Annotated in this window: 16 protein-coding genes; 14 read left to right on the forward strand and 2 right to left on the reverse strand. The window is 68.7% G+C overall.

Features of this window, described 5'->3' with window-relative positions; translation table 11 throughout:
* The 3 genes from IBL25_RS02900 to chrA all read left to right on the forward strand — a co-directional run bounded on the left by IBL25_RS02900 (window position 1) and on the right by chrA (window position 4,224).
* Window positions 1-2,289 carry a xanthine dehydrogenase family protein molybdopterin-binding subunit gene (locus tag IBL25_RS02900; RefSeq protein ID WP_187777054.1) on the forward strand — a complete coding sequence of 763 codons (2,289 nt, stop codon included), beginning with the start codon at window positions 1-3 and terminating at the stop codon, window positions 2,287-2,289.
* 31 nt (window positions 2,290-2,320) lie between these two features.
* Complete coding sequence (locus tag IBL25_RS02905) at window positions 2,321-2,860, forward strand: LolA-like protein (protein ID WP_194433586.1); 540 nt, start codon at window positions 2,321-2,323, stop codon at window positions 2,858-2,860.
* 116 nt (window positions 2,861-2,976) lie between these two features.
* Complete coding sequence (gene chrA / locus IBL25_RS02910) at window positions 2,977-4,224, forward strand: chromate efflux transporter (RefSeq protein WP_187777056.1); 1,248 nt, start codon at window positions 2,977-2,979, stop codon at window positions 4,222-4,224.
* 41 nt (window positions 4,225-4,265) lie between these two features.
* On the opposite strand, the gene IBL25_RS02915 is transcribed toward chrA, so the two are convergent.
* Complete coding sequence (locus IBL25_RS02915; protein ID WP_187777057.1) at window positions 4,266-5,045, reverse strand: IclR family transcriptional regulator; 780 nt, start codon at window positions 5,043-5,045, stop codon at window positions 4,266-4,268.
* 172 nt (window positions 5,046-5,217) lie between these two features.
* On the opposite strand from IBL25_RS02915, the gene IBL25_RS02920 reads away from it, so the two are divergent.
* From IBL25_RS02920 to IBL25_RS02935, 4 genes are read left to right on the forward strand one after another with little or no spacing between them, the layout of a single operon-like run.
* The gene (locus IBL25_RS02920) at window positions 5,218-6,150 is read left to right on the forward strand and encodes a Bug family tripartite tricarboxylate transporter substrate binding protein (RefSeq protein ID WP_194433587.1); all 933 of its coding nucleotides are present in this window, start codon (window positions 5,218-5,220) and stop codon (window positions 6,148-6,150) included.
* The gene (locus IBL25_RS02925; protein ID WP_187777059.1) at window positions 6,147-7,022 is read left to right on the forward strand and encodes an FAS1-like dehydratase domain-containing protein; all 876 of its coding nucleotides are present in this window, start codon (window positions 6,147-6,149) and stop codon (window positions 7,020-7,022) included. Before IBL25_RS02920 ends, IBL25_RS02925 begins: the two co-directional genes overlap by 4 nt.
* Entirely contained in the window at window positions 7,019-8,248 is a 1,230-nt protein-coding gene (locus tag IBL25_RS02930) for a CaiB/BaiF CoA transferase family protein (protein WP_187777060.1), read from the forward strand. The genes IBL25_RS02925 and IBL25_RS02930 overlap by 4 nt, the downstream gene beginning before the upstream one ends.
* Complete coding sequence (locus IBL25_RS02935; RefSeq protein ID WP_187777061.1) at window positions 8,245-9,120, forward strand: HpcH/HpaI aldolase/citrate lyase family protein; 876 nt, start codon at window positions 8,245-8,247, stop codon at window positions 9,118-9,120. Before IBL25_RS02930 ends, IBL25_RS02935 begins: the two co-directional genes overlap by 4 nt.
* On the opposite strand, the gene pepT is transcribed toward IBL25_RS02935, so the two are convergent.
* On the reverse strand, window positions 9,117-10,388 hold the full coding sequence (pepT, locus tag IBL25_RS02940) for a peptidase T (protein WP_187777062.1): 1,272 nt from the start codon (window positions 10,386-10,388) through the stop codon (window positions 9,117-9,119). The two genes, IBL25_RS02935 and pepT, sit on opposite strands and share 4 nt — an antisense overlap.
* Window positions 10,389-10,801: 413 nt before the next feature.
* On the opposite strand from pepT, the gene IBL25_RS02945 reads away from it, so the two are divergent.
* The 7 genes from IBL25_RS02945 (at window position 10,802) to IBL25_RS02975 (ending at window position 17,502) form a co-directional block, all read left to right on the forward strand.
* Window positions 10,802-11,512 (forward strand): GntR family transcriptional regulator, encoded by a 711-nt coding sequence (locus tag IBL25_RS02945; protein WP_187777063.1) that lies wholly within the window; start codon window positions 10,802-10,804, stop codon window positions 11,510-11,512.
* A 30-nt stretch (window positions 11,513-11,542) separates the two neighbouring features.
* On the forward strand, window positions 11,543-12,511 hold the full coding sequence (locus IBL25_RS02950; RefSeq protein WP_367615537.1) for a D-2-hydroxyacid dehydrogenase: 969 nt from the start codon (window positions 11,543-11,545) through the stop codon (window positions 12,509-12,511).
* A gap of 11 nt (window positions 12,512-12,522) precedes the next feature.
* Window positions 12,523-12,873 carry a RidA family protein gene (locus IBL25_RS02955; RefSeq protein WP_187777064.1) on the forward strand — a complete coding sequence of 117 codons (351 nt, stop codon included), beginning with the start codon at window positions 12,523-12,525 and terminating at the stop codon, window positions 12,871-12,873.
* A gap of 7 nt (window positions 12,874-12,880) precedes the next feature.
* Window positions 12,881-14,104 carry a pyridoxal phosphate-dependent aminotransferase gene (locus IBL25_RS02960; RefSeq protein WP_187777065.1) on the forward strand — a complete coding sequence of 408 codons (1,224 nt, stop codon included), beginning with the start codon at window positions 12,881-12,883 and terminating at the stop codon, window positions 14,102-14,104.
* On the forward strand, window positions 14,101-15,765 hold the full coding sequence (locus tag IBL25_RS02965) for a thiamine pyrophosphate-binding protein (protein WP_187777066.1): 1,665 nt from the start codon (window positions 14,101-14,103) through the stop codon (window positions 15,763-15,765). The genes IBL25_RS02960 and IBL25_RS02965 overlap by 4 nt, the downstream gene beginning before the upstream one ends.
* Entirely contained in the window at window positions 15,762-17,027 is a 1,266-nt protein-coding gene (locus tag IBL25_RS02970; protein WP_187777067.1) for an NAD(P)/FAD-dependent oxidoreductase, read from the forward strand. Before IBL25_RS02965 ends, IBL25_RS02970 begins: the two co-directional genes overlap by 4 nt.
* 76 nt (window positions 17,028-17,103) lie before the next feature.
* Window positions 17,104-17,502, forward strand: a complete 399-nt coding sequence (locus tag IBL25_RS02975; protein WP_187777068.1) for a transporter substrate-binding domain-containing protein — start codon at window positions 17,104-17,106, stop codon at window positions 17,500-17,502.
* Window positions 17,503-17,527: the final 25 nt, after the last annotated feature.

The following is a 17,527-nucleotide window of genomic DNA, read 5'->3' on the forward strand; positions in this document are numbered from 1 at the left end:
ATGACCATCTCCGTGATCCGCAAGGCCAGCCGCCGCGACATCCTCAAAGGGGCCCTGGCCACGGGCGGGCTTGTGCTCGCCCTCCGCGTCGGCCCCGCCCGGGCCGTCGAGGCGCCGGAGCCGAAATACGGCGCCGATGCCATGCCGCATGGCGTGGCCAACGATCCGCTGGCTTTCGTTTCCATCGCCTCCGATGGCATCGTCACCATCCTTTGCCATCGGTCGGAGATGGGGCAGGGCGTCCGCACCGGCATGCCCATGATCGTCGCGGACGAGCTGGAGGCAGACTGGGCAAGGGTGAAGGTCGCCCAGGCCCCGGGCGACGAGCCGCGCTTCGGCAACCAGGATACCGATGGCTCGCGCAGCACACGGCATTTCCTGCAGCCGATGCGGGAATGCGGCGCCGCGGCCCGCATGATGCTGGAAAGCGCGGCGGCGGCCCGCTGGGGTGTGCCGCCAGGGGAGGTGGAAGCGAGTAACCACCAGGTGCTGCACCGCCCGACAGGCCGCAGCTTCGGCTATGGCGACCTGGCGCAGCAGGCCGCGTCCCTGCCGGTGCCGAGGCGGGAGGATCTGCGGCTGAAGGAGGCCTCGGCCTTCCGCTACATCGGCAAGGGCGAGCTGCAACTGGTGGATGGCTTCGAGATCACCACGGGCCGCGCCCAGTATGGCCAGGACATCGTCCTGCCGGAGATGCTCTTCGCCGTCATCGCGCGGCCGCCGGTCTTCGGCGGCAAGCTCGCCTCGCTGGACGACAGCGAGGCACTGAAGGTGCCTGGCGTGGTGCGGATCGTCCGGGTGGAGGGTACGCCGCCCCCGGCGAAGTTCCAGCCTCTCGGTGGCGTCGCGGTGATCGCGCGTAACACCTGGGCGGCGATGCGTGGGCGCGATGCGCTGAAGATCACCTGGGATGACGGGCCGAACCGCTCCTACGACAGCACCGCCTACGGCGAGAGCCTGCGCCAGGCCGCGCGTCAGCCGGCCCGCCGGGTGCGCGACCAGGGTGAACTGGGCGATGCCATGGAGAAGGCCGCCCGCAAGGTCGAGGCCGAGTATTTCTCACCGCATCTGGCCCATGCCCCGATGGAGCCGCCAGCGGCGGTGGCCCGCATCGTCAATGGCAAGGTGGAAGTCTGGGCACCGGCGCAGAGCCCCTATTCAGTGAAAGGGGAGGTGGCGAAGCGGCTCGAAGTCAAGGAGGAGGATGTCACCGTCAATGTGACGCTGCTTGGCGGTGGCTTCGGGCGCAAGTCTAAATGCGACTTCGCCATCGAGGCCGCGCTGCTGTCGAAGGACATGGGTGGCGCGCCGGTGAAGGTGGTCTGGACCCGCGAGGATGACATCCAGAACGGCTATTACCACACGGTCCAGGCCGACCGCATGGAAGCGGGGCTGGATGCGAATGGCAAGACCACGGCCTGGATGCATCGCAGCGTCTTCCCCACCATCCTCTCGATCTTCACGCCAGACCCGAAGCAGGGCGCAGCCTTCGAACTCGGCATGGGCCTGGTCGATACCCCCTTCGATATCCCCAACCTCCGGCTGGAGAATGGCGAGGCGGCGGCGCATACGCGCATCGGGTGGTTTCGCTCTGTGCTGAACATCCCGCATGTCTTCGCCATGCAGTCCTTCGTCTCCGAGGTGGCGCATGCCGTTGGCCGCGACCCGAAGGATTATCTGCTGGAGCTGATCGGGCCACCCCGCATCGTCGAGTTCAGCGGCCAGACGCAGTACTGGAACTACAACGAGGACCCGCGCCGCTATCCCGTGGACGCGGGCCGCATCCGGCGCGTGGTGGAACTCGCGGCCAGGGAAGCCGGCTGGGGCCGTCAGCTGCCGCCGCGGCACGGGCTCGGCATCGCGGTGCACCGCAGCTTCGTCACCTATGTCGCCACCGTGGTGGAGGCAGCGGTGGACGAGCGCGGCAACCTGTCCGTGCCACGGGTGGACATGGCCGTGGATTGCGGCTTCACCGTCAATCCGGAACGCGTGCGCGCGCAGATGGAAGGCGCCTGCGTCATGGGCATGAGCCTCGCGACCAAGAGCGCCATCACCTATGCCGAAGGCCGTGTGCAGCAGTCCAACTTCCATGACTACGAGGTCTCGCGCATCGACGATGCGCCGCGCGAGGTGCGCGTGCATATCGTGCCAGCGGGCCTGGACGTGCCTCCTGGCGGGGTGGGGGAGCCGGGGCTGCCGCCTTTCGCCCCCGCGTTGTGCAACGCCATCTTCGCCGCCACCGGCCAGCGCATCCGCCAGCTGCCGATCGGCAACCAGCTACGCGCGTGAGGGGGAGCGAGGGATGAGACAGCCAGGATGGATGGCCGGGGCGGCACTGCTCGCGGGCCTTGCCATGCTTTCCCCCGCGGCACTGGCCGTGGGGGATGAGGCGGCAACGGGCGAGGCTGCCTGCGGCGCTATCGCCCGCGCCGTGCACGAGATCGGCGCCGCGCCGCAGTTCCACTCTCGCATGGTCGCGCAGACGCCAGGCCGGCGGCGCCCGGTGGAGGAAGAACGCTTCGTGATAGGCGACGTGGTCTATGCCAATTCGCCCGGGGCAGGGCGCTGGGTCAAGCTGCCCCTGACGAAGTCGGACCGCAATGCCCTGGAAGCGGGCTTCCTGGCCCATCCGCTCCAGAACTGCCGAGAGGAAGGCCGCCAGAACCTCGACGGTACGGCGGTCCGGCTGTTCGGCTACCAGCAGACGCTGCCGAAGGAGGCCGGCGAGAGCATCGCGCTGGGCCGCATCTGGATCGCGGAAGCGGATGGCCGGCCGCGCCGCTACGAGGGCCGCCACGGTGAGGTCAGCGTGCTGATGCAGTTCGACTACGAGAACATCGCTCCGCCCTTCAGGCAGTAGGGCGACCCCCCGCGCCTGGCCCGCCTCTTGCGATGGCCAGGCGCCGTCTGCGTGAGTTCTTCATTGGACAAGGCCTGGAGTGTCATCCAAAGCCTTTCCACCCAAGGAATTCACGTATGGACGCTCCCGCCCATCATCCCGGCTCATCCGCGACCGCCGAGCGCCGCCAGGGGGCCTTCCTGGCCATCCTGCTGGTCTTCCTCCGGCTGGGCCTGACATCCTTCGGCGGGCCGGTCGCGCATCTCGGCTACTTCCGGGATGAATTCGTCACGCGCCGCCGCTGGCTGGACGAGAAGAGCTATGCTGACCTCGTGGCGCTGGCCCAGTTCCTTCCCGGCCCGACGAGCAGCCAGGTGGGCTTCTCGCTCGGCGTGCTGCGGGGTGGTCTGCCGGGGGGAGCTGCGGCCTGGCTTGGCTTCACCATGCCCTCCGCCCTGGTCATGCTGCTGGCAGCCTATGGGGTAGGGTGGACCGCCGGCGACGCCGGCGCGGGCATCGTGCACGGCCTCAAGCTCGTTGCCGCCGCCGTGGTGGCACAGGCGGTCTGGGGCATGGCGGGGAGCCTTTGCCCGGACCGGCCGCGGCAGACGATCGCGGTGCTGGTGACGGTCGCGATACTGCTCCTGCCCTTTGCCCTCACGCAGGTCGGCGTGATCCTGGCTGGGGCAGTGGCGGGGCTCGTCATCTATCGGGGCACTGACGTGGAGCGGCCGGCCGCCGCCTTGCCCTTTCCTGCCCGCCGGGCTGTCGCGGCTGCCGCCCTTGCCTTGTTCCCTGCCTTGCTGATCGGTTTGCCATTGCTGGCGACCGCGACCGGCTCGCACGCGGCCGCCATGGCGGAGGCCTTCTACAGGGCCGGCTCCCTCGTCTTTGGCGGTGGCCATGTGGTGCTGCCGCTGCTGGAACGCGCCTATGTGCCCTCCGGCTGGGTCACCGCCGACCAGTTCATCGCAGGCTATGGCGTGGCCCAGGCGGTTCCAGGACCGCTCTTCACCTTCGCGGCCTTTCTCGGCGCCACCCAGAACCTGCCTCCGAATGGCGCCGCCGGGGCGGCTCTCGCGCTGCTGGCGGTGTTCCTGCCGGGCATCCTGCTGATCTACGGCATGCTGCCCTTCTGGAACGCGCTGCGGCACCAGCCACGGGTGCGGGCGGCGCTGCAAGGCGTCAATGCCGCTGTTGTAGGCGTGCTCGCGGCAGCTTTGTTCGACCCGATCTGGATCTCCACCATCCGCACCTCCGCAGACTTCGCCGTGACCTTGCTGGCCTTCGCGGCGCTGGTCTGGTGGCGGGTGCCGGCGTGGCTGGTTGTTGCCATGACAGCGGCGGCGGGCGTGGCGATTGCGGCCGCCTCAGCGGGAACGTGATCCGCAACCGGTGACGGAAGCTGCCACGGGGAGCTGATGGCCTAGCCTTGCTCCCCTCTTCTCTCGGCAGCGGCCATGAAGTGACAGACCTCCCTGAGGCTCCGCACCAGGTCCTCCCGGTGGCTTTCCACGTCCTCCAGAGGCCCGCCCAGGCCAATGGCCAGTGGCGGCTGGTCCTGCAGAGGCGGCAGCGGCATGGCCAGCACACTCTGGCCAGGGACCATCGACCCGGCGCTCTCCGTCCATCCCCGCGCCCGGCTTCTGCGGAGATCCGCAAGAAAGGCTCCTTGCCTGAAGCGCAAGGCAGGATCGGGCTCTTCCGCATTGGCACGCCGCAGGATGCGGGTGATTTCATCATCCGCCTTCAGCATCAGCAGAGCCTTCCCGACCGCGGCCCGGGTGATTGGGCGCAGCATGCCGGCGCGCATGTTCTCATCTCCCGGCAGGTCCGGCCGCCGCAGCGTCAGGATGTATTGCACATGCGCCTGGCGCTGAAGCCCGATCAGCACACTCATGCCCGTGCGGGCACGCAACTGCTCCATCACCCGCAGCAGGCTGCTGTCGCCCAGGAGCCGGTCCTGTATCCACCCGCCGAGCAACATGACGCGCAAGGTCGGGCGGTAGCGCCGGTCGCCCGGGTCCTGCTCAAGGTAGCCCAGCCGTGCCAGGCCGGCGAGCAGCACCGAGGTGCTCGACAAGGGCGCGCCCAGCCGCCCCGCGAGTTCGCTCACGCCGGCGGCGCGATGTGTCTCTGCGAAATACTCCAGCACCTCGATCGTCCGCCGGGCGGACTTCACCGCGATGCCCTCGGCGTGCTCCATGCGTGCCCTCCAAACTTCACATATGTGAAGGGGCTGTCAGCCTAAACCCGTGCCTAGAATGGGGCAATGGCGTCCGGGAAACGGCGCCGAAGAGGGGAAGCGCTGCATGAACCAGCCAGGGTCAGCCCTCTGTCGCCGCAGCTTGCTGGGCGCCGGAGTTGCTTTGTTCGGATTGGCCGCATCGAAGCCGGCAAGGGCGGATTATCCGGATAAACCGATCCGGCTGATCGTGCCTTACGGCGGCGGCGGGCAGACGGACATCGTCTCGCGCCTTGTCGCCGAGGCCATTGGCCAGCGCCTCGGGCAGCAGTTGCTGGTCGATAACCGGCCCGGCGCGGCCGGAAATCTCGCGGCGGAGATGACCGCCCGCGCGCCGGCGGATGGCTATACCATCATGGTCGGATCGACCGGCCCCTTCGGTGGCGTGAACGCCGCCCTCTACAAGAACCTCGGCTATGACTGGCAGAAGGACTTTTCCCTGATCGGGCTCTTCTGCACCACGCCGAATGTGCTGCTGATCAACACCAGCGCCATTCCGGTGAAGACATTGCCGGAGTTCATCGAATTCGTGAAAGCCCGCCCCAACGAACTGAACTTCGCCTCATCCGGCATCGGTGCGACGACGCATCTCTCGATGGAGCTGCTGCTGGAGCGCGCCGGCCTCAACATGGTGCATGTGCCTTACCGCCAAAGCACTCAGGGCATGACGGACCTGCTCGCGGGCCGGGTGCAGGCGCGCTGCCTGGGCCTGCCGGAAGCCGAGCCGGTGAAGCACGACCCGCGTGTCCGCGCGCTGGCGGTGACCAGCGCCGAGAGGAGTCCCAACTGGCCAGAGGTGCCAGCCATAGCGGAAACTATTCCCGGCTTCATCGGCGTGAATGAATTCGGGTTGGCGGCACCGGCGAAGACGCCGCCGGAGATCATCCTCCGCATCAGCGAGGCGCTGAACGACGCGCTCCAAAGCCCCTCTCTCCAGGCGGATTTCCTGCGCGTGGGCGCCGTGCCCGCGCAACCCAATTCACCGGAGAGCTTCAGCACCTATCTGCGCCAGCGCAGTGCGGTGTGGACCGGCCTGATCCAACGCCTGGGATTGTCTGCTGAATGAGCGCCGCAAACGACATCGCCGCCGCCCTGCCCGAGCTGGAAAGCTGGATCGGGCGCTCCCGCCTGGTGCCGGAGGAGATCACGCTTCCCAGCGTACGCCGTGCCGCCGCGACCTTCGACCTGGACCCTGACAGCTTTAAGGCGGGAGACGAGCTGCCGCCGCACTGGTACAGCCTGTTCTTCGCCGACATGCCGCGGCAGTCGGTGATCGGCCACGACGGGCACCCGAAGAAAGGCGCCTTTCTGCCGCCCATCCCGCTGCCCCGCAGGATGGGCGCCGGCCGGCGGGTAAGCTTCATGGGTAACCTGCGTGTCGGCGATGATGCGACCAAGAAGGTGGAAGTCGCAGGCATCACGCCCAAGACAGGACGTACCGGGCAGATCGTGGTGCTGACGATGCGCCACACCATCATGGCGCGCGGCCAGACACTGGCGGTGGACGAGTTCGACGCGATCTACCGCGAAGCCGTGACGCCAGGCGCCTCCAGCAAGACTTCGCCGCCAGTTGCCGCGCCCGGCGGCTCCACTTGGTCGGACACGGTCTTTCTCGACCCGGTGCTGGTCTTCCGCTACGGCGCCATCACCTGGAACGCGCACCGCATCCACTACGATGCCGATTATGCCCGTGGCGAGGAAGGCTATCCCGCCGTGGTGCAGAATGGTGGCCTTACCATGCACCTGCTGCTGGATGCCGCCATCAGACGCGCGCCCGGCCGGTTGCTGGGCTACGCCGCCCGCCTCGCCAGGCCCCTCTTCGTCGGCGACAGCGTGACCTTCCATGGCGCGGCCCCGGAGGGCGGGAGGATGCAAGTCTGGGCAGCCGACAAGGATGGGCTCCTGGCCGCCGAGATGACGCTGGAGTTCGAGGCATGACCGGCGGGCCCCTGGAAGGCGTGCGTGTCATTGACCTGACCTCGGTGGTTGTGGGGCCGATCTGCACACGGACCCTCGCTGATCAGGGGGCCGAGGTGATCAAGGTGGAGCCGCCAGGCGGCGACCTGCTGCGCACCATGGCCCGTGGCAGCCGCAATCCCGGCATGTCCGGCAAGTTCATCAACTTCAACCGCAACAAGCGCTCCGTCTGCCTCGACCTGAAGCAGCCCGAAGGCATGGCGGCGATGCGGAAGCTGCTGGCGGATGCCGATGTCTTCGTCAGCAACGTGCGCCCCGTGGCGCTTCAGCGCCTTGGCCTGGACCATGCCAGCCTGCTGCAAGCCAATCCGCGATTGATCTATTGCGGCATCCTCGCCTTCGGCAGCGCCGGCCGCTACGCCAACCGCCCGGCCTATGACCCGATCATCCAAAGCCTGTCGGGGGTCGCCGCAACCTTCCAGCGGGCCACGGGCGAGCCGCGCTTCGTGCCGATGGTGATGACCGACCACGTCACCGGCCTGATCGCGGCGCAAAGCATCGGCTTCGCGCTGTTCCGCCGTAGCCGGACAGGGGTGGGGGAGGCCATCGAAGTTCCGATGTTCGAGAACATGGCGAGCTTCGTCATGAGCGAGCACATGGGTCCCGCGACCTTCGACCCACCCGTGGGGCCGACCGGGGACAACCGCCTGCTGAGCCCCGACTACCGGCCGCTGGCGACAAAGGACGGCTACATCACCGTGGGTCCGAACACCAATGCCCAGGCCTTCGCCTTCTTCGAGGCCATTGGCCGCCCCGAGCTTTGCCAGGACCCGCGCTTCAGCTCCGCGGCCGCGAGGACGGCTCATGCCGCCGAGTATTTCGTGGTCCGGGCTGAGGGCCTGGCGCAGCGCACGACCGACGAATGGCTGGAGATCCTTGGCCGGCTCGACGTTCCCGCCGCGCGCTACAACACGCTGGAGGATCTGATGGCCGACCCGCATCTGCAGGATGCCGGCTTCTTCACATCCGAGGAGCATCCGACAGAGGGCCGTATCCGCCGGACCAAGACGCCCAACCACTTCAGCGGCGGCATGCGCGAGGACGAACTCCCGGCGCCGCGCCTGGGCGAAAACACGCGCGAGGTTCTGCGCGGCCTCGGCTACACGGAAGCTGAACTGGACCTTCTCGCCTCCCGGGGTGCCATAGCCGCACCCAAGCCCGCCGTTGCGGCCGGAGCCACCGTATGAAGCGCCCACAGCCTGCTTGGCGGTCATTGCTCTTTGTTCCAGTCACTGCCGAGCGCTTCATCGCCAAGGCTCATACCCGCGGCGCGGACGGCATCATCCTGGATCTGGAGGATGCCATCCTGCCCGCGCACAAGGTGGAGGCGCGTGCCGCGGTTGCCGCGGCCGTGCCGCGTGTCTCCCAGCGCGGCGCCGATGTTGTTGTGCGGATCAACCGTCCCCTTGAGCTGGCGGTGCCTGACATCGAGGCCGCCGTGATGCCTGGGGTATTGGCGCTGATGCTGCCCAAGGTCATGGGCCCCGAGCATATCCGGCTGCTGTCCGAACTTGTCGCTGCGCGTGAGGAAGCGATCGGCATGGAGGTCGGCCATACCCGCTTCATTGCCCTGATCGAAACACCCGACGCATTGCCGCGCCTCTTCGCCATCGCGGCGGCCGATCCCCGCATGGCCGCCATGTCGGTGGGCGGGGAAGACATGGCAACGGAGCTGGGCGCCAACCCATCGCCCGATTCGATGTATGTCTGGGCCATGCAGGGCATCGCTGCCTCGCGGGCAGCCGGCATCCTGCCGATGGGGTCCATGGGCAACTTCGCGCAGATTGGCGACCCGGAAAGCTACCGCGCGGGCCTGAAGCGGGGCAGGGGCCTGGGCTTCGCCACAGCCTCCTGCATCCATCCCTCGCATGTTCCGATCATCAATGAGGAATACGGCGCTTCCGCCGAAGAGGTCGACCGCGCCAGGCGCCTCCTGGCTGCCTTCGAGGCTGCGGCGGCCGAGGGCCTGGGTGCCGTTGCCTTCGAGGGCAGCATGATCGACCTCCCGATCGTCAACCGGGCGCGGCGGCTGCTGGAGCGCGCGGCGGCCTGGAACTAGGCCTGGCTGCTGGCCAGAACCTCGCTGTCGCGGCGCGGCTTTGTGGCCAGACTGCAAAGCTCCTCCGTGAGCTTGCAGGAATCGACGAAGGAGTTCACCGGCAGGAATTCGAAGCGCGAGTGGAAATTATGCGCGCCGGTGAAATAATTCGGGGTCGGCACTCCTCGCGCGGACAGGGCGGAACCATCGGTGCCGCCCCGCATCGCGATGACCTTGGGCGTGATGTTCATCTGCCGCAGAGCCTGGAAGATCAGGTCGACGCAATGCCGGTCATTCCCCATGGCGGCGTCGATGTTCTGGTAGCTGTCCTCGATCCGGCACTCGATCCGCGCCCGTGGATGGCGCGCCCGGATGGCTTCGACGGCCTGCGCGACAAACGCCTTCCGCTCCTCGAACCGCACCCCGTCGTGGTCGCGGATGGACATCTGCAGCCGGGCGCTGCTCTGGTTGCCGGAGATGCCGTTGCACCACCAGTAGCCCTCGCGCCCTTCGGTCTGCTCCGGGGTCTGCATCGGGTCGAACATCTGCACCAGCTCGGTCGCGACCAGGATGGGGTTCACCAGCACGCCCTTCGCCGTCATCGGGTGGGCGGTCACGCCAGTGATGTCCACCGTCACGCTCGCTGCATTGAAAGTCTCATAAACCACCTCGCCCCTTTCGCAGCAGTCGATCGTATAGGCGTAGGCAACCGGGAAGCGTGACAGGTCCATCACCTTCGCGCCGCGCAGGCCGATCTCCTCGTCCGGGACGAAAGCGACGATGATGTCGCCACGCGGCGTGGTGCTGTTCTTCAGGCGGGCCATCAAGGTCATCAGGATGGCAATGGCGGCCTTGTTGTCCGCGCCCAGCACGCTGGTGCCGTCGCTCACCAATACTTCTTGCCCATGGTAGGGCAGGATCTCCGGGTGCTCGCTGACGCGGAGCCAGATGTCTTCCTTCGTGTTCAGCAGCAGGTCATTGCCATCGAACATCAGCCGCTGCGGCCGGACTTCCGGGGAAAGGCCCACATCCACCGTGTCCAGATGCGCCACGAAGCCGATGCAGGGGGCCTGGGGCATCGTGCCCGGCAGCCTGGCGGTCAGTACGCTGTGTTCGTCGAGATGGATATCGGCCAGCCCGATGGCCTCCAGCTCCGCCTTCAGCATCTCCGCCAGCCGGCGCTGCCCCGGGGTGCTCGGGACCACCGTTGCCTTCGCGTCGCTCTGGCTCTCCACCGCCAGGTAGCGGAAGAACCGCTCGATCAGTTGCTCGGCAAGGGCTTCGGCCATCGGGAGGGTCCTGTGTCAGGTGATCAACCGGCACATCATCGCACCATGGCAGCGGGCGTCAAAATGCCGGCTCCACAACGGTGTCTCGCCGGTGGCTGCGTGAGGGAAGGGGGCTGCCCTTCCCGGGGTGCGGCCAGGGATGCCTTGCGTGCGTGGGGGCTAGCGAGGCGGAGCCTACAGCCCCGCTGCTCCGGCCCGCCTCAAGTATCTTCGGTCGGACCTGCCAGAACTCTTCCCAAGGTGACGCATCCCCTTGACTGCCAAGCCGCGGGTATGCGGGCGCCGGCTTTTCCCCATTATCAGTCACTTGGCTGTTATTCGACCTAGCCTGGAACCCGCCAAGGGCTGCCGAATGCAGACCGACGTTCAAAAGTGTATTCACTTCTGTCTAAGTTTGTGGTCAGAAGCTTCGCATGGCGCCAGACCTCATCCCCCGCTCGGCGGACCGCGTGTACGAACAGGTGAAGGCCATGGCCTGCACCTATCGGCTGTCCCCCGGAGAGCGGATCAACGAGGTGGAGGTCGCGCGCCAACTTGGCGTCAGTCGTACGCCGCTGAGAGAGGCGCTGAACCGCCTGGCGTCGGAAGGCTTCCTGGTCGCTACCCAGAACAAGGGCTACCACCTGAAGCCTTTGGCGCCGGCGGATGTGCTGCATCTCTATGAGTTCCGCGCCACCATTGAGGTCGGCTCTCTCTCCCTCGCCTGTGAGCGGGCCTCGGATGCGGAGTTGCGGGAACTCGAAGCCTTCGCCCTGGAAAGCAGCGATGCGCCGGACGAGGACGCGCAGGCGCTGCGCCTGCTGAGCCTGGACGAGCAGTTCCATGAACGCCTCGCCATGCTCTCGCGTAACGACGAATTCATCCGCGCCATCCGCGGCATCAACGAGCGCGTGCGCTTCGTGCGCTGGATCGACATGCAGAACCGGCGTGCCGGCACGCAGGGCGAGCACCTGGCGATCATCCGGCACCTGATCGCGCGTGATGGCGCTGCCGCCGGCGCCCTGATGCGCCGCCACATCAGCCGCCGCCTGGACCAGATCACCGAGGTGATCCGTGTCGGCTATGGCGAAATCTACACCAGCAACGCCTTGGCCGCCCATGTCCTGGGCGAAGCCGCAGAGTGAAGCTGCTTCACGGTAACCGGAGTGTACCGCGTGTTTGACAAGCCTGAAGACCTGACCATCCTCTTCGCCCATCCTGCCTACCGGATGCATGACCGCTTCGCGGCGCGGGGCACCGGCATCCACGCCTTCCAGGTGGAATCGCGGGAGGACCTCGCGGCGCGGGTGGGCGAGGCTGATGTCGTGGTCGTCTCCGGCCTCTGGAACAACGCCCTCTTGGATCAGGCGCCGCGCCTGCGCTTCGTGCAATCCATCAGCGCCGGCGTGGACCAATATGACCAGGCGGCCTTCCGCGCCCGCGGCGTGCGGCTGGCCAGTGCCCAGGGCGTCAATGCCAATGCGGTGTCCGAGCACGCCATGTCGCTGATCCTGGCCACGGCACGGCTGCTGCCGCAGGCGCGCGACAATCAGGCCAGGCACCACTGGCGCGGCATGATCAGCGAGATCGCGCGGCGCGAGGACGAGCTGGGCGGCAAGACCCTGCTGGTGGTGGGCCTCGGCCGCATCGGCGGCCGGCTGGCGCGGCTGGCGAAGGCTTTCGGCATGCATGTGGTGGGCCTGCGCCGGGACCCGGCGGCGGGCGCCGATGGCGCGGACGAGGTGCATGCGATCTCGGCCCTGCATGACTGGCTGCCGCGCGCCGATATCGTGGCGCTCACCTGCCCGCTGACGCCGGAGACCACCGGCCTGATCGGCGCCCAGGCCCTGGCGGCCATGAAGCCCACCGCGCGGCTGGTGAACGTGGCGCGCGGCAAGGTGGTGGACGAGGCGGCGCTGATCGCCGCGCTGCGCGAGGGCCGCATCGCCGGCGCCGCGCTGGACGTGGTGGTGGAGGAGCCGCTGCCGGAATCCTCGCCGCTCTGGGACCTGCCCAATGTCTTCATCACCCCGCACAGCGCCGGCGAGACGCAGCGCTACGAGGACAATGTCCTCGATATCCTGATGGAGAATCTTGATCGTCTGCGCAGGGGCGAGACCGCGCTGCGCAACCAGATCGTCTGAGAGGCCGCGACATGAGCGAGATCACCCGCCTGGACCAGAACCACCGCCGCGCCCGCGCGGTGGTGCATGGCGACACCGTCTACCTGGCCGGCCACACCGCCGACGACCGCTCGGCTGATGCCGCCGGGCAGACGCGGCAGGTGCTGGCCAAGATCGACGAGATGCTGGCCGCCGCCGGCAGCGAACGTTCCAAGCTGCTGAACGTGACGATCTGGCTGGCCGACATGGCCGACTTCGCCGCGATGAACGAGGTCTATGACGCCTGGGTGGTGCCCGGCCATACGCCCGCACGCTGCTGCGGCGCGGTGACGCTGGCGTTGCCGGACATCAAGGTCGAGATCATGGCCGTGGCGGCGCGGTGAGGCTGGCGTGAACGCGGACCCCCTCTCTTCCTTCCGCCCGGCACGCCGGCTGGACGGCATCGGCGTCTCCGAGATCCTGGCCATCGGGGCCCGCGCCGCGCAACTGCGGCGCGAGGGCCGGCCGGTCATCGTGCTCGGCGCTGGCGAGCCCGATTTTGATACGCCGGAGAATGTCAAGGATGCAGCCGTGGCCGCCATCCGCGCCGGTGCCACCAAGTACACGGCGCTGGACGGCACGGCGGAGCTGAAGGCCGCGATCATCGCGAAGCTCGAGCGCGAGAACGGGCTGCGATACGAGCCCGCCGAGATCACGGTGGGCGCCGGCGCCAAGCAGGTGATCCACAACGCCCTGATGGCGACGCTGGACGAGGGCGACGAGGTCATCATCGCCGCGCCTTACTGGACCTCCTATGCCGATATGGTGCGGATCGCCGGCGGCGTGCCGGTCGCCGTCGCGGGGCGGGAGGAGAACGGCTTCCGCCTGGATGCCGGGGATCTGGAGCGTGCCATCACGCCGCGCACCCGCTGGCTGATGCTGAACTCGCCCTCCAACCCGACCGGCGCGGCCTATTCGGCAGCCGACTACCGGCCCCTGCTGGATGTGCTTCTGCGTCACCCGCAGGTCTGGCTGATGTCGGACGAGATTTACGAGCACCTGTGCTACGGGAATTTCGTCGCCGTCTCCCCCATGCGCCTTGAACCGGCGCTGCGGGAGCGGGCGCTGCTGGTCAACGGTGTCTCCAAGAGCTTCGCCATGACCGGCTGGCGCATCGGCTACGGGGCCGGCCCGGCACCGCTGATCCGTGCCATGGCGGTGGTGCAGAGCCAGAGCACCTCCAACCCCAGCTCCGTTTCCCAGGCCGCCGCCGTGGAGGCGCTGAACGGGCCGCAGGAGGTGCTGGCCGAGCGCCGTGCCTCCTTCGCGCGCCGCCGGGACCTGGTCGTGGCGGCGCTGAACGCCATTCCCGGCCTGCATTGCCGCCCGCCGGAGGGCGCCTTCTACACTTTCGCGAGCTGCGCCGGCGTGATCGGCCGCAGCACCCCCGCCGGCACCGTGCTGCGCACCGATGCCGATTTCTGCCGCTACCTGCTGGAGGAACACGACGTGGCCGTCGTTCCCGGTTCCATCTTCGGCCTGGCGCCGTATTTCCGCATCTCCTACGCCACGGCGGAAGCCGAGCTGCGGACAGCCATGGCGCGAATTTCCGCCGCCGTGGAGGCGCTGCGGTGAGCGGCGCGGCGGCACCCCGCACGGGCGGGCAGATCCTCGTCGCGCAACTCCTGGCGCAGGGCGTGGAGCGCGTGACCTGCGTGCCGGGCGAGAGCTACCTGGCCGTGCTCGACGCGCTGCATGACGCCGCGATCGACGTCATCACCTGCCGCCAGGAAGGCGGCGCGGCGATGATGGCCGAGGCCTATGGCAAGCTGACCGGCCGCCCCGGGATCTGCTTCGTCACGCGCGGGCCCGGCGCCACCAACGCCTCCTGCGGCGTGCATGTGGCGATGCAGGATTCGACGCCGATGGTCCTCTTCGTCGGCCAGGTGGCGCGCGAGATGCGCGAGCGCGAGGCCTTCCAGGAGCTGGATTACCGCGCCGTCTTCGGCACCATGGCCAAGTGGGCGACCGAGATCGACACGGCGGACCGCATCCCCGAGATGGTCTCCCGCGCCTTCCGCATGGCCATGCAGGGCCGCCCCGGCCCCGTTGTCATCGCCCTGCCGGAGGATATGCTGACGGAGATGGCGGCGGTGGCCGATGCGCCGCGCGTCGAGCCTGCCGTCGCCGCGCCGGCCGCCGCGGATATCGAGGCGCTGGGCGAGCATCTGCGCGGCGCGCGCAAGCCGTTGGTCATCCTCGGCGGCTCGGGCTGGGACGAGGCGGCGGTGGACGCGATGGCGGGCTTCGCCGAGCGCTGGTCGCTGCCCGTCTGCACCTCCTTCCGCCGCGCCGACCGCTTCCGCTGGGACCATCCCTGCTACGCCGGCGACCTCGGCATCGGCCCCAATCCGCATCTGTCCGCCATGGTGCGGGAGGCGGACCTGCTGCTGCTGGTCGGCGGCCGCATGTCCGAGATGCCCTCCAACTCCTATGAGCTTCTGGACATCCCGGTCCCCCGGCAGAAGCTCATCCACGTGCATCCTGGCGCCGAGGAACTGGGCCGTGTCTACGCGCCGGTGCTGGCCATCCAGGCGGCGCCGCGCAGCTTCGCGCCAGCCCTGGCCGCGCTCTCCCCCGATGCCACGCCTGCCTGGGCCGATGCGACGGCGGCGGCGCATGCCTCCTATCTGGAATTCTCCGGCAAGGCCCGCAGCCTGCCGGGCGATTTTCAGTACGGCGAGGTGCTGCGCTGGCTGAACGAGCGCCTGCCGGCGGATACCATGCTTTGCAACGGCGCGGGCAACTTCGCGGGCTGGATGCACCGCCACTGGCGCTTCAAGCAGCTCGGCACGCAGCTCGCGCCCACCTCCGGCTCCATGGGCTATGGCGTGCCGGCGGCGGTGATGGCCGCGGGGCACAGGCCGGGCAGCACCGCCATCGCCATTGCCGGCGACGGTGACTTCCTGATGAACGGGCAGGAATTCGCGACCGCCGTGCAGCATGGCATTCCCGCCATCATCGTCGTCATCGACAATGGCATGTACGGCACCATCCGGATGCACCAGGAGCGTGATTACCCTGGCCGCATCTCCGCCACGCGCCTGACCAACCCCGATTTCGCGGCCTATGCCCGCGCCTTCGGCGGGCATGGCGAGACGGTGCGGCGCACGGAGGAATTCGCTCCCGCCTTCGAGCGGGCGCTGGCCTCCGGCAAGCCCGCCATCCTGCACTGCTTCCTCGACCCGCGCGCCCGCTCGGTGGGCCGGGACATGCCGGAAGGCCAGCCGCTGTGACACGCCATGTCGCGGTGATCGGCGCCGGCATCGAAGGCACCGCGAGCGCGGTGGAGCTGCTGCGCGCCGGCCACCGCGTCACCCTGCTCGACCCCGGCAAGCCCGGGGGAGAGCAGGCGGCGAGCTTCGGCAACGCGGGCTGGCTTTCCTCCCATTCCGTGCTGCCGCCGAGCGGGCCGGGTCTCTGGCGCAAGCTGCCGGGCTGGCTGAGCGACCCGCTGGGGCCATTGGCCGTGCGCTGGAGCCGCCTGCCGGCCGCGCTGCCCTGGTTGCTGCGCTACATCGCCGCCGGTTCCAGCGAGGCCAAGCTGCTGCGCATCGCGCAGTCCCTGCGGCCGCTGCTCAAGGATTCCGCGCTGCTTCATACGGCGCTGGCGCGCGAGGCCGGCGTGCCGGAACTGATCGAGCAGCGCGGCGTGATGCATGTCTTCACCTCCCGCGCCGAATTCGAGGCGGAGGCGATGGGCTGGCGCATCCGCCGGCAGGTCGGCATCGGCTGGACCGAGCTGGAAGGCCCGGCGCTGCGCGCGGCGGAGCCGGAACTGGACCCCGCCTATACCTTCGCGGTGCTGGTGGAGGAGGCGGGGCGCTGCCTCTCGCCCGGCGCCTATGTGGCGGCGCTGGCCGCCCATGCCGTGCAACAGGGCGCGGTGCTGCGCCCGGTCGCCGCGCGGGGCCTTCGTATCGAGGGCGGGCGGTTGCGCGGGGTGGCACTGGCCGATGGCTCGGCGCTGGACTGCGACGCGGCGGTGATCTGCTGCGGCGCCCGCTCCACGCCCCTGGCCGCTCAGGCCGGGGACCGCGTGCCGCTGGAAAGCGAGCGCGGCTACCATGTCATGATCCGCGGCACCAATATCGGCCCCAACCACTCGATGAGCCTCTCGCGCGCCAAGATGGTGGTGAACCCGATGCGGGACGGGCTTCGGGCGGCGGGGCAGGTGGAGATCGCGGGCCTTGAGGCCGCCCCCAACTGGAAGCGTGCCGAAATCCTGCGCGACCATCTGCGGAAAAGCTTTCCCGCCTTGCCGGCCGACCTGCCGCTGGACCGGGTCAGTGTCTGGATGGGCCACCGGCCCAGCACGCCGGATGGCTTGCCTTGCCTTGGCCCCGCCAGCGCCACGCCGGACGTGGTGCATGCCTTCGGCCATGGCCATGTCGGCCTCGTGGCGGGGGCGCGCACCGGGCGTGTGGTGGCGCAACTGCTCTCCGGCCAGGTCCCCGAAGTTGCGCTGGAAGCCTTCTCGGCACGGCGCTTCCGATGACCGGCCCCGTCCCGAACAGACCGTGTCAAGCGGCAGGGGCGGCAACACGGCGCACGGCCTCTCCACCTTGCCAGGGATGACCGTTCATGAAGCAGCGCTTTCTTTCTCTTCTCGCTGGCTGCGCGAGATCGGCGCCTTCCGCGATGATGCCCTTGCCTGCCTCGGCACAGGGCGATGCCACAAGGCGCGTGGCGCCCTGGCCTGTGGCACCTCGGCCGGCCCGTCGGGTTTCGCCGTGCTGAACCGGCGCGGTGAATATACCGGGCTCTGCTCGGATATCCGCCGTGCCATCGCGGCAGCGCTGCCGGGCGGTGTGAACAAGGCGCGCTTCGTCACCACCACCTCGGCCAACCGGCTGACGGCGCTGCGGAAGGGCGGGATCGACATCCTGTCCTTCAACACCACTCGGGCGCAGCCGCGCATGGTCAGCTACTTCCATGCCGGGCTGCGCCCGCGCGTGCCTGGGAAGCCCTGACCTTTGGCGGCGCGCGATATGCCCC

The sequence above is a fragment of the Pseudoroseomonas ludipueritiae genome, from assembly GCF_014490445.1.
Taxonomy (GTDB): Bacteria; Pseudomonadota; Alphaproteobacteria; order Acetobacterales; family Acetobacteraceae; genus Pseudoroseomonas; species Pseudoroseomonas ludipueritiae.